This window comes from Actinacidiphila sp. bgisy167 (assembly GCF_057707665.1).
Genome location: NZ_JBYIQP010000117.1, coordinates 1 through 13889 on the forward strand (window position 1 = coordinate 1; position 13889 = coordinate 13889).

Consider the following 13889-nt stretch of genomic DNA (forward strand, 5'->3'; position numbering starts at 1 on the left):
TACGCGTCGTACTCGTCCAGCGGCGGGCAGGAGCAGACGAGGTTGCGGTCGCCGAAGGCGCCGTCGATGCGGCGGACCGGCGGCCAGTACTTGTCCGCGGCCGACACACCGGCGGGGAAGACGGCCTCCTCACGGGAGTAGGGGTGCTCCCAGTCGCCGCCCAGGGCCGCCGCCGTGTGCGGGGCGTTGCGCAGCGGGTTGTCCTCCGCGGGCCACTCCCCCGAGCCGACCCGCTCGATCTCGCCGCGGATCGCGATCATCGTGTCGCAGAAGCGGTCCAGCTCCGCGAGGTTCTCGCTCTCGGTCGGCTCGATCATCAGCGTCCCGGCCACCGGGAACGACATCGTCGGCGCGTGGAAGCCGTAGTCGATCAGGCGCTTGGCGACGTCGTCGACCGTCACGCCCGTCTCCTTGGTCAGCGGGCGCAGGTCGATGATGCACTCGTGCGCGACGAGCCCGCCCGGGCCGGTGTAGAGCACCGGGAAGTGCGGCTCCAGGCGCTTGGCGATGTAGTTCGCGCTCAGCACCGCCACCTGGGTGGCGCGCTTGAGGCCTTCGCCGCCCATGAGCCGTACGTACGCCCAGGAGATCGGCAGGATGCCGGCCGAGCCCCAGGGCGCCGCCGAGATCGGGCCGACGCCCGTCTCCGGGCCGGCGGACGGCTGGAGCGGGTGGTTGGGCAGGTACGGGGCGAGGTGGGCGCGGACGGCGACCGGGCCGACGCCGGGGCCGCCGCCGCCGTGCGGGATGCAGAAGGTCTTGTGCAGGTTCAGGTGCGAGACGTCGCCGCCGAAGTGGCCCGGCTTCGCCAGACCGACCAGGGCGTTGAGGTTCGCTCCGTCCACGTAGACCTGGCCGCCGGCGTCGTGCACCGCGGCGCAGATGTCGGCGATGTGCTCCTCGAAGACGCCGTGCGTGGACGGGTAGGTGACCATGAGCACGGCGAGCTCGTCGCGGTGCTGCTCGATCTTGGCACGCAGGTCCTCGACGTCGACCTCACCGTCGCCGGCCGTCTTCACCACGACGACCTTCATGCCGGCCATCACGGCGCTGGCCGCGTTGGTGCCGTGGGCGGAGGAGGGGATGAGGCAGACCGTGCGCTGGGAGTCGCCGTTGGCGCGGTGGTAGGCGCGGACGGCCAGCAGACCGGCGAGCTCGCCCTGGGAGCCGGCGTTCGGCTGGAGGCTCACCTTGTCGTAGCCGGTGACCTCGGCGAGGCGCTCCTCCAGTTCGCGGATGAGGGTCAGGTAGCCCTCGGCCTGGTCGGCCGGCGCGAAGGGGTGCAGCGCGCCGAACTCGGGCCAGGTGACCGGCTCCATCTCGGTGGTCGCGTTGAGCTTCATCGTGCACGAGCCCAGCGGGATCATGCCGCGGTCGAGCGCGTAGTCGCGGTCGGCGAGACGGCGCAGGTAGCGCAGCATCGCGGTCTCGGAGCGGTGCTGGTGGAAGACCGGGTGGGTCAGGTAGTCAACCTCGCGGACCAGGGCGGCGGGCAGCGCGTCCTCGGTGGCCGCGTCCAGGGTCTCGACGTCGGCGGTGACGCCGAAGGCACCCCAGACCGCGGCGAGGTCGGCACGGCCGGTGGTCTCGTCGCAGGCGATGCCGACCCGGTCGGCGTCGACCTGGCGCAGGTTGACCCCGGCCTTGTGGGCGGCGGCCACGACCTCGGCGGCACGGCCTGGCACCCGGGCCGTGACGGTGTCGAAGAAGGCGCCGGTGGTCACCTCGACGCCGCCGGCGCGCAGGCCCGCGGCGAGCAGCGCGGCGTAGCGGTGGGTGCGGCGGGCGATCTGCGCCAGTCCGTCGGGGCCGTGGTAGACCGCGTACATGCCGGCCATGACGGCGAGCAGCACCTGCGCGGTGCAGATGTTGCTGGTGGCCTTCTCGCGGCGGATGTGCTGTTCGCGGGTCTGCAGCGCGAGACGGTAGGCCTTGTTCCCGTCGGCGTCGACGGAGACGCCGACCAGTCGGCCCGGCAGGCTGCGGGCGTAGGCGTCGCGGACGGCCATGTACCCCGCGTGCGGGCCGCCGAAGCCCATGGGCACGCCGAATCGCTGCGTGGTGCCGACCGCGATGTCGGCGCCGAGCTTGCCGGGGGAGGTGAGCACGGTCAGGGCCAGCAGGTCGGCGGCCACGGTGACGACGGCGCCGAGCCCGTGGGCCTGCTCGATAACCGGCCTCAGGTCGCGCACGGCGCCGGAGGCACCCGGGTACTGCAGCAGCACGCCGAAGACGCCGCGCTCGGCGATCTCCGCCGGGATGCCCTGGCTGAGGTCGGCGACCACCACCTCGACACCGGTGGGCTCGGCGCGGGTCTCGATGACGGCGACGGTCTGCGGGAAGGTGTCGGCGTCGATCACGAAGACGCCGTCCTTGACCTTGCCGACGCGGCGGGCCAGCGCCATCGCCTCGGCGGCGGCCGTGCCCTCGTCGAGCAGCGAGGCGCCGGAGGTGGGCAGCCCCGTGAGGTCGGCGACGACTGTCTGGAAGTTGAGCAGGGCCTCGAGGCGGCCCTGCGAGATCTCCGGCTGGTAGGGCGTGTACGCCGTGTACCAGGCCGGGTTCTCCATGACGTTGCGCAGGATGACCGGCGGGGTGAAGGTGCCGTAGTAGCCGAGGCCGAGCATGGGCCGCAGCACCTGGTTGCGGTCGGCGAGCGAGCGCAGCTCGGCGAGCACCTCGGGCTCGGTGCGGGCGTCGGACAGGCCGAGCGCTTCAGCGCTCTTGATGGCGTCCGGGACGGCGGCGGAGGTCAGCTCGTCCAGCGAGCCGTAGCCGACCTGCGCGAGCATCTTGGCTTGCGCACCGGCGTCGGGCCCGATGTGGCGCTGCTCGAAGGGGATGCCGCGCTCCAGCTCGGAGAGTGGTATGCGGTTGGCGGTCATCTGCGGAGGCCTCCTGGTCTGGCGCGACACGGCCTCCCCCTCTGTCATCTGAACCTGAGAGCTTCACCGTCCCGCACACGCCGGGGCGGCTTTCACCGTCGGTGAGGACGCGAACGCGCACAGGGGTGCGGCGCCCGTTCCTGCTTTCCAGAGTGACCTCACCCCTGCGGTACGGATGCCTGAGAGATTCCGGGGAGGGTTTGCTCCTTCGGCGCCCGGCGTGCGGTTCACCGCGTCGCCGGGACTCTCCCGCAAGGGGTCAGCAGCCGCCTTCAGCCTACCAGCGCGGTCCGGTGAGGGGGCATGTGACAGTTGCCACCTTTCATGCCTAAATAGGATTAAACGCGACCAGTTGGAGGGACCGTGCAGACCGGTATCGATCCGCGCAGCCTCATCGGACGCAGGGCCTTCGACCGCAACGGAGTGAAGATCGGCATCATCGACGAGGTGTACCTCGACGATGCCACCGGGGAGCCCGAATGGGCCGCGGTGCGCACCGGTCTCTTCAGCCGCGACGCGTTCGTGCCCCTGGACCCGAGCGAGTTCACCGGCGAGGAACTGCGCGTGCCGTTCGACAAGGCACTGATCAAAGACGCCCCCGATTTCGGCGTGGGCCGGCACCTCTCCCCCGAACAGGAGCTCCAGCTCTACCACCACTACGGCATGAGCGGGCCCTCCCTGTCCGGTCCCGTGCCGGAACCGCCGCCGGACCGCGACTTCGGCACGCTGGCAGGCGACAGCTGACATCGCGACGGCGGCTGATCCGGTGGCACCAGCGGCAGCGGCTCCGACGGCTCCAGCTCCGGATCGCCCACCGCGAAGGTCCGCACGCGCCCCGGCGCCGCCGAGCCCGGCTCCTCGAAGCGGACGGTGACCCGGCCCACCCCGCTGCCCTGCACCCACCCGGCGCCGTACTCGCTGTGCCGTACGTCCTGGCCCGGCATCCAGCGCCGCTCCACGGCCCCCGGCTCCGGGGCGCCCGGCGCCGACGCCTCCGGCGCTCCCTCCGAGGTCCCTTCCAGCGCACCCGCCGCTTCCTCCTCCCGTTCCGCCGCCTGGGCGAAGAGGTCCTCCTGCGTGTAGTCGGCGAGTCCGGCGACGCCGACTCCGAGCAGCCGGACGCCGCCCGTGATGTCGACGGCCTCCAGCAGGCGCGCCGCTGTCTCCCGGACCACGGCCAGGTCGTCCGTCGGGGCGCGCAGGGTCTCCGAACGGGTCAGCGTCGTGAAGTCGTACCGCCGCACCTTCAGCACCACCGTGCGGCCCGAACGGCCCGCGGAGCGCAGCCTGCGCACACAGCGGTCGGCCAGCCTGTCCACCTCGAGCCGGACGCGCACCCGGTCGGTGAGGTCGACGTCGAAGGTGTCCTCGACCGAGATCGACTTGCTCTCGCGGTCGGCGACCACGGGCCGCTCGTCGATCCCCAGGGCCATCTGGTGCACATGGGCCCCGTGCGCCTTGCCGAGCAGCCGGACGAGCTCGGCCTCCCCCGCCTCCACCACCTCGCCGACCGTGAGGATGCCGGCCCGTCGCAGGTGCTCCGCCGTCGCGGGCCCCACCCCGGGCAGCGTGCGCACCTGCAAGGGGGCCAGCAGCTCGCGCTCGGTGCCCGGCTCGATGACCACCAGCCCGTCCGGCTTGGCCCGCTCCGAAGCGATCTTGGCCAGGAGTTTGGAGCCCGCCAGCCCCACCGAGCCGGTGAGGCCGGTCGCCGCCCTGATGTCACTTCGCAGCCGCTCCCCCACCGCACGCGGGTCGTCCGCGATGCCGCCCGCCTCCAGGTCGACGAAGGCCTCGTCCAGGCTGAGCGGCTCGACCAGCGGTGACAACCGCGACAGCAACTCCATCACCACATCGCTGATCTGCCGGTACACGGCGAAGCGCGGCACCAGGTAGGCGGCGTTCGGACACAACCGGCGGGCGTGCGCCATCGCCATCGCCGAGTGCACACCGTGCACCCGGGCCTCGTACGACGCGGTCGCCACCACGCCACGGGGCCCGAGGCCCCCCACGACGACCGGCTTCCCCCGCAGACTCGGCTTCGCCGCCTGCTCCACGGCGGCGAAGAACGCGTCCATGTCCAGGTGCAGGATGGTCGGCGCGCTTCTCACAGTCACCGATGGTGCACCACCGGTCCGACATCCGCCGTACACCTGTACGGCGGACGGACGGGTGCTGCGGACGGGTGTGGTGTCGCGACCGCTCAGCCCGCGCGGTTGCGGCGCCGCGCCAGCTCGTCGCCCGGATTGTGGCCGACCAGCGTCTCCCCCGTGTCGACCCGCTCGGAGTGCAGCTGCGACAGAGCGCCCTCGACGTCCCGCCACACCACGCCCACGGCGATACCGAAGATTCCCTGACCGCCCTTGAGGAGGTCGACGACCTCGTCCGGGGAGGTGCACTCGTACACCGTCGCGCCGTCGCTCATCAGCGTCATGCGGGTGAGCTCGGCCGGCCCGCTGGAGCGCAGGTGCTGCACGGCGGTGCGGATGTTCTGCAGCGACACCCCCGTGTCCAGGAGCCGCTTGACGATCTTGAGGACCACCACGTCGCGGAAGCTGTACAGCCGCTGCGTCCCCGAGCCGTACGCGGGGCGGATGCTCGGCTCCACGAGCCCCGTCCGCGCCCAGTAGTCCAGTTGGCGGTAGGTGATTCCGGTGGCCGCGCAGGCGGTGGGCCCGCGGTAGCCGACCTTGTCGCCGGCCCCCTCCGGAAGCTGTCCCGAGGTGTCCCCCGAGCCCCCTCCGGGGGGCGCCGCGGCGTTGCGGGCCAGGGCCCCGCGCATCGGATACGGGCCGCCGAAGGCCGTACCGTCGCCGGTGCTTCTCACGCCGACCTCCCGTCCCTTCGCACCCCTCAGGGCACGCGCACGTGCCATCGGGACTTTCCCTCTCGACGGTAGGCAGTCACTCCGGGTGCGTCAACGATCGCCACGCTCGGCACGCCGAGTGATATCAGCCCCAAAGGTGGTTTCCCGTGTCCACGGTGGGGGTACGGCTGCTCGGATGGCCCCCGCGGGCCTTCACTGGTTGCTGGTGCCGAAGTCCTCGGGCGAGATCTGGTCGAGGAACTCGCGGAACTTCTCGACCTCGTCCTCCTGCTCGTCGGGGATGGCGATGCCGGCGTCGTCCAGCACACCGTCGCTCCCGTAGATGGGGGTTCCGGTACGCAGCGCGAGCGCTATGGCATCCGAGGGACGGGCGCTCACCTCCACGCCGCTGGCGAAGACCAGCTCGGCGTAGAAGACGCCGTCGCGCAGATCGGTGATCCGGACCTCGGTCAGCGTCTGGCCGACGGCCTCGAGCACGTCCTTGAACAGATCATGGGTCAGCGGCCGCGCGGGAGTCATGCCCTGTTGCGCGAAAGCGATGGCGGTGGCTTCCCCCGGCCCGATCCAGATGGGCAGGTAGCGGTCGCCCCCCACTTCGCGCAGGAGCACAATCGGCTGGTTGGAGGGCATTTCGACCCGGACACCCACGACGTCGAGCTCGTTCACACAGCAACCCTAGGCCGTGCCCGGCAGGTTTGGGTAGTCGGGACGGGCCCGGCCGGTCGCCGAATGGGCGCGTCCGGGCCGTACCGGCTCAGAAGAGCCGCACCCCGAGCGCGGACTGCACCAGCGCCGCGTGCAGCCGCACCGACAGCGCCGCCAGCTCCCGCGCGGTGGCCTCCGCGTGCGTCCTGGTCTGCGGATTGCGGTGCCTGCGCAGGGGCGCGACCACCTGTTCCACCAGCCCGGCCTCACGATCGGCGGCCGCCTTCACCGCGCGCAGATGGCGCGGTTCGAGCCCGAAACGGCCGAGATCGGCCACGATCTTTGCGATGTTCACCGTTTCGGCGTCATAGTCGCCCTCAGGGCCGGCCTCCACCAGGCCGTACGCCTCCCACTGGGCGAGTTCGTCCGCTTCGGCGCCCGTGGCGGCCAGGAGTTCCTCCCTGCCGATGCGCAGCGCCGCCGGCGCCTCCCGTTCCACCGTGCCGACCTCGAGCAGCTCCCTGGACTCCCCGGAGGCCGGGGACGGCAGCGGCAGGGGTTCCCCGCGATCGAGGGCGTCGAGGTGGTCGCGGATCACTTTGAGCGGCAGGTAGTGGTCGCGCTGCATGCGCAGCACGTGCCCGAGCCGTTCCACGTCCCGGACGGTGAACTTCCGGTACCCCGAGGGGGTGCGTTGCGGCTCCACCAGCCCCTCCGCCTCCAGGAAGCGGATCTTGGAGATGGTGACCTCGGGGAACTCCTCCCGCAACTCGTTGAGCACCGCTCCGATGCTCAGCAGCCGGTCGTCCGCGGTGGCGGTGCCGTTGCCGGCACCGCCCGACGGTGTACGAAGCATGAACCTTCCCTCGCGGGTCAGGCGCCCCACTGGCTCGCGTAGAAGACCAGTCGGTACTTGCCGATCTGCACCTCATCGCCGCTGGACAGGGTCACCGAGTCGATCCGCTCCCGGTTGACGTAGGTGCCGTTCAGGCTGCCGACGTCGGAGACGGTGAAGGAACCGTCAGGTGCGCGCCGGAACTCCACGTGGCGCCGCGAGACGGTGACGTCGTCCAGGAAGATGTCGCTCTCCGGGTGGCGGCCGGCCGTCGTCAGCTCACCGTCCAGGAGGAAGCGGCTCCCCGAGTTGGGACCACGGCGCACGACGAGCAGCGCGGAGCCCGGGGGTAGCGCGTCGACCGCCGCCTGGGCCTCCGGGGACAGCGCCGGCAGCGCGGTCTGTCCCGTCGCCTCCGCCTCGTACGCCTCGATCCCCGAGATGGAGATCGTGGACGTGGTCTCGGAGGCGCGCTCGGACGGCACTCCGGCACGCAACGGCGCGCCGCAGTTGGAGCAGAAGCGGCTCGCTTCCGCGTTCTGGAACCCGCACCGCGCACAGACCGGCAAGGACCCTCCACCCGTGACAGAGGCTGATGGTTGCTGGAAACCTATGCGCCCCGCAGCCGCAGGGTCAACAGAAACCGCGCCAGGACCGCCCGAAATGTCACCACCCGGAGCAGCGACGCCGTCACGGAACAGCGGGCGCTCCTCGCTCTGCTCCTCCCCCTGCGCGTGCCGCGGCGCGCGGTGACGCGCCGTGGGGCTGTCACCAGCCGGACGCGAACTCTTGCCGAACCACTTACCGAACAACTTCACGGGCGATTCCCCTTGAACGACACAGACCCGCCCGTGGGGCAGGACGAACCCTCAGTCACGACCAACACACAGTTTCTCTCACGCACCACCCCGGCGGTGCGGCGACCCCCCGCATTCTGCTGCCCTCCCCCGCACACCCCACGCGTCCCGGCCTCACCGGGTTGACGACTGAGCGTAGTCAGGCTGCTCCGACGGCCGCAAGGCATCGACAACGATCTTCTCCGATCGCGCGACATCCGCTGTGGCCTGCTCCTTCTCCAGAGTCTGTACCACGCCTCCCGGGATGTTCAGGGCGGGTTCAAGATCTTGTGGATTACCGATGACCTTGAACCGGTACGGCGCGTTCACCTTGTGCCCGTCGATCCGCACACCGCCCGACCCCTGGGTGAAGTACGTGTCGGCCACGACGCGCACGTCGTTGATCTGGATCGCCTCCGCTCCCGCGGCGCGCAGCTCCTGGAGCGCGTCGAGCAGCATGTCCGCCTCGACCGTGTGGTGGGGGTCCGTGACGGTGAGCGTGATCCCGGGCCCCTCGACGGCGACCGTGCCGGCCAGCACCCCGAGTTGCTCGGCCTTCTGCTCGGTCTGCTTGCGGGCCTCCTCGGCCTGGTCGGAGCTGTTCTCCAGTTCCGTGCGCTGCTCCTCCAAGCGCCGCCGCTCGTCGCCCAGTCGCTGCGAGCGGTTGTCCAGCTCGTCCAGGATGCGCACCAGGTCCTCCTGGCGGGCGCCGCGCAGAGCGCCGGTGTCACTGGTGGAGCGGACCTGGATGGCCAGACCGAGCCCGAGCACGAACAGCAGCAGCGCGACGATCAACTGGGCGCGGGACACCCGCGGCGGCCACAGCCCCGCCGCCAGGCGCTGACGGCCGGTCATGGCGGGCGCTGCGCCCTCGGGTCCCTCAGGTCCCTCGCGTTCCCCCGTGTCCGCCGACGGCTGCCGCCGGCCCTCCGTCGGCCCGACGGCCGGCGTCGGCCCGGCAGCGGGCGGCTCCGGGCGCTGCGGCGGGGAGGGCCGCGCGGGCGGCTCGGGCTCCGCACCCTCGGCCGGCCTGCGCGGCTCGCCGGAGGTTTCCGGGGCACCGGGGCGCGGCGACTCCGGCCGCTCCGGACCGTCCGGCAGGTGCTCAGGCGTCTGGTCGTTCTCGTCACTCATCGTGCTGTCACGCCCGGAAGACATGGCGGCGGATCGCCGCGGCGTTGGAGAAGATCCGGATGCCGAGGACGACGACCACGCCTGTGGAGAGCTGCGCGCCCACCCCCAGCTTGTCACCCAGGAAGACGATCAGCGCCGCCACGACGACATTGGAGAGGAAGGACACCACGAAGACCTTGTCGTCGAAGATCCCGTCGAGCATAGCCCGCAGACCGCCGAAGACGGCGTCGAGCGCGGCGACCACGGCGATCGGGAGGTAGGGCTCGACCACCGTCGGCACGACGGGGCGGACCACCAGGCCCACCACCACTCCAACGATCAGGCCCAGTACGGCGATCAATTCGTACCCTTCCCACTTCCGGATGCGCCCGGCGACGGCCCGGTCGGCGGGACCGGGGTCGCGGAGCGGATGATCAGACTCGGAGCCGCGGGCAGTTCCAGCTTCTCCCGCTCGGAGATGCGCGCGCGGATCCCGTAGTTCTCCTCCAGGACATGCAGGTACTGCCCGTCCGCACTGTCCTGGAAGGACGTGCTCAGCTTCTGGGGAGCCCCGATGGCCAGAACCATGTAGGGCGGTACCAGCGGCCGGTTGTCGACCAGTATGGCGTCACCCGCGGCGCGGATGGCCGACAACGAGGTCAGCCGCTGCCCGTTGATGGAGATCGCCTCCGCCCCCGACGCCCACAGGCCGTTCACGACGCGCTGCATGTCCCGGTCCCGGACGCGGCCGGTGTCGGAGAAGTCGCTGGTCGTGCGCGGATCGCTGCCGCCGCCCGCCGAGGACCCCTTGGCGTCGTCGACCTCCAGTCGGATGCCCGGTCCCGTGACGGGCGTCGCCCCGGCGAGCAGCGCCACGCGCTCGGCGTCGCCGTCCTGGTGTTTGAGCGCCTGCCGCTGCCTGGCCGCCACGTCGTCGCGCAGTTCGTCGACCTGTTTCTGCAGATCGTCGGCGGCACGGGTCTCGGTCTCGATGCGGTCGATGAGCTTCTGCCGCTCCTTGGCCAGTGTGGGGGCCGCCACGCGTGTCTGCGCCGCGCCCACGGTGACCACCACGGCGGCCAGCACCAGCCCCAGGGCGAGCACCAGACGGCCGCGCAGTGTTCCGGGCAGTCGGGAGGTCCCCGTCGCACCCCGGCGGGCGGCGGCCTCGGCGTATCCGTCGTCGAGGCTGTGCTCCATGACGTTGGTCAGCAGCGACATGGAGGCGTCCGGACGGCGGTTCACCGCCCTGGCAGGGGCGCTGCTCCGATCGGGGTGCTGCTGCGACATGCCGCACATCGTCGCACGTCCTCGCCGACGGCCTGGAACGGGCCCCTGCCGACGCGCCGTTCGCCGCGCCGGCAGGGTTCCGTGAGCGGTGGCCGCGCCGGGCTCAGCGGCCCGCGCTGTCCACGATGCCCGACCACTCCTCGATCAGTGCCTGCGCGGAGGCGTCGTCCGGGCCCTCCGCCCACAGGTGCGTCACCGCCTCGGCCGGGTCGGGCAGCACCATCACCCAGCGGCCGTCCGCCTCGACCACGCGCACGCCGTCGGTGGTGTCGACGGAGCGGTCGCCCGCCTCCTCCACCACGCGGCGCATGACCATGCCCTTGACCGCCCACGGCGTCGCCAGGTCCCGCTTGAGGACGTGGGCACGCGGAATGCGCGCGTCGATCTGGCTCAGTGTGAGCTGGGTACGGGCCACCAGGCCGATCAGCCGCACGAAGGCCGCCGCGCCGTCGAAGACGCTGCTGAACTCCGGGACGATGAAACCGCCCTTGCCGTCCCCGCCGAAGATGGTCGAGTCCTGCCGGCCGACCCGGGTCAGGTCATCGGGCGAGGTCGTCGTCCAGTCCACCTGCGTGCCGTGGTACGCGGCGACCTGCTCGGCGATGCGCGTCGTCGTCACCGGGAGCGCCACCCGGCCGCTGCGGCGCTCGGCGGCGACCAGGTCGAGCAGGACCAGCAGGGCCCGGTCGTCCTCGATGATCCTGCCCTGCTCGTCCACCAGCGACAGCCGCTCGCCCACCGGGTCGAAGCGCACACCGAAGGCGGCTCGCGAGGACGCCACGATCTCCCCGAGCCGGACGAGGCCGGCCCGCCGGCTGTCCGCGGTCTCCGTCGGTCTGGCCTCGTTGAGTCCGGGGTTGATCGTCAGTGAGTCCACCCCGAGTCGGCCGAGCAGGCTCGGCAGCACCAGGCCGGCGCTGCCGTTCGCGGCGTCCACCACGACCTTGAGACCCGCCTCGGCGATGCCCGACGTGTCCACGGCCCGCAGCAGCGCGCCGGTGTAGGAGTCGAAGACACTCGACGGGAAGTTCAGGTCGCCGATCTCACCGGGGAACGCACGCCGGTACTCCTGGCGCGCGAAGACCCGGTCCAGCTTGCGCTGCCCCGCGGCCGACAGGTCGGCGCCGCGTTCGTCGAAGAACATGATGTCGACCGAGTCGGGGATGCCCGGGCTCGTCCGGATCATGATGCCGCCGGCACTGCCGCGGGCGGTCTGCTGCCGCGCCACGGGCATCGGCACGTTCTCCAGGTCCCGGACGTCGATCGCACTGGCCTGGAGCGCCGAGATCACGGCACGTTTCAGCGCTCGCGCGCCCCGGGAGTGGTCGCGGGCGGTGGTGACGGTGGCGCCCTTCTTGAGGGTCGTCGCGTACGCGCCCGCGAGGCGCACGGCGAGTTCCGGGGTGATCTCGACGTTGAGGATGCCGGAGACGCCCCGCGCCCCGAAGAGGTTCGCCTGGCCCCTGGACTCCCAGATGACCGACGTGTTCACGAAGGCGCCGGCCTCGATGGTCTTGAACGGATACACCCGGACGTCGCCCGCGATGATCGACTCCTCGCCGATCAGGCACTCGTCGCCGATGACCGCGCCGTCGTCGATCCGCGCCGCGCGCATGACATCCGTGTTCTTGCCGATGACGCAGCCGCGGAGGTTGGTCTGGGGCCCGATGTAGACGTTGTCGTGGACGACGGCCTTGTGCAGGAAGGCGCCCGACTTCACCACGACGTTGGAGCCGATCACCGTGTGCTCGCGCAGCTCGGCGCCGGCCTCGACCTTGGCGTAGTCGCCGATGTAGAGGGGACCGCGCAGCGTCGCCTCCGGGTGGACCTCCGCGCCCTCGGCGACCCAGACCCCTGGCGAGATCTCGAAGCCCTCGATGTCGACGTCGACCTTGCCCTCCAGGACGTCGGCCTGCGCCTTGATGTAGCTCTCGTGGGTGCCGACGTCCTCCCAGTAGCCCTCGGCGATGTAGCCGTAGATGGGCTTGCCTTCCTTCATCAGCTGCGGGAAGACGTCACCGGACCAGTCCACGGAGACGTCGGGCTCGACGTAGTCGAAGACCTCGGGCTCCATGACGTAGATGCCGGTGTTCACGGTGTCGGAGAAGACCTGGCCCCAGGTCGGCTTCTCGAGGAAGCGCTCGACCTTGCCCTCCTCATCGACGATGGTGATGCCGAACTCCAGGGGGTTGGGCACCCGGGTCAGGCAGACGGTGACGAGCCCGCCCTTCTCCTTGTGGAAGTTGATCAGCTCGGTGAGATCGAAATCGGTCAGGGCGTCACCGGAGATCACCAGGAACGCATCGTCCTTGAGCGCGTCCTCGGCGTTCTTGACGCTGCCGGCGGTGCCGAGTGGCTTCTCCTCGTTCGCGTAGGTGAGCTCCATGCCGAGCTCCTCACCGTCGCCGAAGTAGTTCTTGACGAGCGAGGCGAGGAACTGGACGGTCACCACGGTCTCGGTCAGACCGTGCCGCTTGAGCAGCTTGAGCACATGCTGCATGATCGGCTGATTCACGACCGGCAGCAGCGGTTTGGGCATGCTCGAGGTCATCGGGCGAAGGCGTGTGCCCTCGCCGCCGGCCATCACGACGGCCTTCATGTCGGAAGCGTCCTCCTCAAAGAGACGGCTGTCTTGCCGACGTTCACCCGTGCGTGTGTCGCGCGGACGGACCACGCGTTCCCCCGGACCGCCGGTCACACGCGGGGTACCGGCCGGAAGCTCTCCTGCCGCGTACGCGGGCTCAGTCGGCCGTGGCGTCCGCCCTGACAAGTCGGCGGACTTGGACCACGTAGAGGATCCCTGCCCACCAATACAGCGTTGTACCCCATCCGGCGAACGCCCATCCGAAAATAGCAGCGAGCGTGTTCAGCCACCCGTCGCCGTCGCTCAGCAGCAGAAGTGGGAAGGCGTACATGAGGTTGAAGGTGGCGGCCTTGCCCATGAAGTTGACCTGCGGCGGACCCCACCCGTGCCGGCGCATGACCAGGATCATCACGCCCATGACGGCGTCCCTGGCCACCAGGATGGCCGTCAGCCACCAGGGTAGGATCCCGCGCCAGGTGAGGCCGACGAGCGTGGAGACGATGTACAGGCGGTCCGCGGCCGGATCCAGTACCCGGCCGAGGCTGCTGATCTGGTTCCAGCGACGCGCCAGCTTCCCGTCGAGGTAGTCGCTGATGCCGCTCAGGGCGAGCACGAGCAGCGCCCAGCCGTCGACCTTCGGACCGCCGAACTCGGGCCACAGGATGAGCCACAGAAACACTGGCACGCCCAACAGCCGTGCCATGCTCAGGATGTTGGGGATCGTGAAGACGCGATCCGTCTGCACCCTTGTCTCCTGGACCTCCACCGGGGGTCCCTCCTGTTGTACGTACGCTCCGATGATTCCACCCGACTTTACATCAGGGCATGAAAAAGCCCGCCGCCGGGCCTGTAAAAAGGCTCCGACGACGGGCGT

The 13889-nt window shown here is 70.8% G+C and carries 12 protein-coding genes and 1 riboswitch; of the genes, 1 reads left to right on the forward strand and 11 read right to left on the reverse strand.

The window, feature by feature from the left end; translation table 11 throughout:
* Positions 1–2885, reverse strand: a 2885-nt coding sequence (gene gcvP, locus AC3ET4_RS28585) for an aminomethyl-transferring glycine dehydrogenase (RefSeq protein WP_431954475.1), incomplete at its 3' end; no start/stop codon positions are given.
* Between the two features lie 157 nt (positions 2886–3042).
* A riboswitch (glycine riboswitch) is annotated at positions 3043–3147 on the reverse strand.
* Between the two features lie 101 nt (positions 3148–3248).
* Here gcvP and AC3ET4_RS28590 point away from each other — a divergent pair.
* Positions 3249–3629, forward strand: coding sequence for a PRC-barrel domain-containing protein (locus tag AC3ET4_RS28590; RefSeq protein WP_431954477.1), 381 nt, complete (start codon positions 3249–3251; stop codon positions 3627–3629).
* On the opposite strand, the gene AC3ET4_RS28595 is transcribed toward AC3ET4_RS28590, so the two are convergent.
* The 10 genes from AC3ET4_RS28595 to clsA form a co-directional block, all read right to left on the reverse strand.
* Complete coding sequence (locus AC3ET4_RS28595; protein WP_431954495.1) at positions 3542–4996, reverse strand: DNA polymerase IV; 1455 nt, start codon at positions 4994–4996, stop codon at positions 3542–3544. The two genes, AC3ET4_RS28590 and AC3ET4_RS28595, sit on opposite strands and share 88 nt — an antisense overlap.
* Positions 4997–5088: 92 nt before the next feature.
* A complete protein-coding gene (locus tag AC3ET4_RS28600) occupies positions 5089–5712 on the reverse strand; it encodes a MerR family transcriptional regulator (protein ID WP_431954479.1) in 624 nt (207 codons plus the stop codon).
* 192 nt (positions 5713–5904) lie between these two features.
* The gene (locus tag AC3ET4_RS28605) at positions 5905–6378 is read right to left on the reverse strand and encodes a bifunctional nuclease family protein (protein WP_093716750.1); all 474 of its coding nucleotides are present in this window, start codon (positions 6376–6378) and stop codon (positions 5905–5907) included.
* An 88-nt stretch (positions 6379–6466) separates the two neighbouring features.
* On the reverse strand, positions 6467–7213 hold the full coding sequence (ftsR, locus tag AC3ET4_RS28610; protein WP_431954481.1) for a transcriptional regulator FtsR: 747 nt from the start codon (positions 7211–7213) through the stop codon (positions 6467–6469).
* A gap of 17 nt (positions 7214–7230) precedes the next feature.
* Complete coding sequence (locus AC3ET4_RS28615; RefSeq protein ID WP_431954497.1) at positions 7231–8052, reverse strand: double zinc ribbon and FHA domain-containing protein; 822 nt, start codon at positions 8050–8052, stop codon at positions 7231–7233.
* Positions 8053–8163: 111 nt separating this feature from the next.
* Positions 8164–9162, reverse strand: coding sequence for a DUF881 domain-containing protein (locus AC3ET4_RS28620; protein ID WP_431954483.1), 999 nt, complete (start codon positions 9160–9162; stop codon positions 8164–8166).
* Between the two features lie 7 nt (positions 9163–9169).
* Positions 9170–9502 carry a small basic family protein gene (locus AC3ET4_RS28625; protein WP_003984969.1) on the reverse strand — a complete coding sequence of 111 codons (333 nt, stop codon included), beginning with the start codon at positions 9500–9502 and terminating at the stop codon, positions 9170–9172.
* Positions 9499–10440, reverse strand: a complete 942-nt coding sequence (locus tag AC3ET4_RS28630; RefSeq protein ID WP_431954489.1) for a DUF881 domain-containing protein — start codon at positions 10438–10440, stop codon at positions 9499–9501. The genes AC3ET4_RS28625 and AC3ET4_RS28630 overlap by 4 nt, the downstream gene beginning before the upstream one ends.
* 94 nt (positions 10441–10534) lie before the next feature.
* Positions 10535–13030, reverse strand: a complete 2496-nt coding sequence (locus tag AC3ET4_RS28635) for a sugar phosphate nucleotidyltransferase (protein ID WP_431954491.1) — start codon at positions 13028–13030, stop codon at positions 10535–10537.
* Between the two features lie 142 nt (positions 13031–13172).
* Positions 13173–13781 carry a cardiolipin synthase ClsA gene (gene clsA / locus AC3ET4_RS28640; RefSeq protein ID WP_431954493.1) on the reverse strand — a complete coding sequence of 203 codons (609 nt, stop codon included), beginning with the start codon at positions 13779–13781 and terminating at the stop codon, positions 13173–13175.
* Between the last annotated feature and the right edge of the window lie 108 nt (positions 13782–13889).

Coding starts and splice junctions, on each gene's coding strand:
- ftsR (WP_431954481.1), bottom strand. CDS start 7,213: ATGCTTCGTACACCGTCGGGCGGTGCCGGCAACGGCACCGCCACCGCG.
- AC3ET4_RS28620 (WP_431954483.1), bottom strand. CDS start 9,162: ATGAGTGACGAGAACGACCAGACGCCTGAGCACCTGCCGGACGGTCCG.
- AC3ET4_RS28630 (WP_431954489.1), bottom strand. CDS start 10,440: ATGTGCGGCATGTCGCAGCAGCACCCCGATCGGAGCAGCGCCCCTGCC.
- AC3ET4_RS28635 (WP_431954491.1), bottom strand. CDS start 13,030: ATGAAGGCCGTCGTGATGGCCGGCGGCGAGGGCACACGCCTTCGCCCG.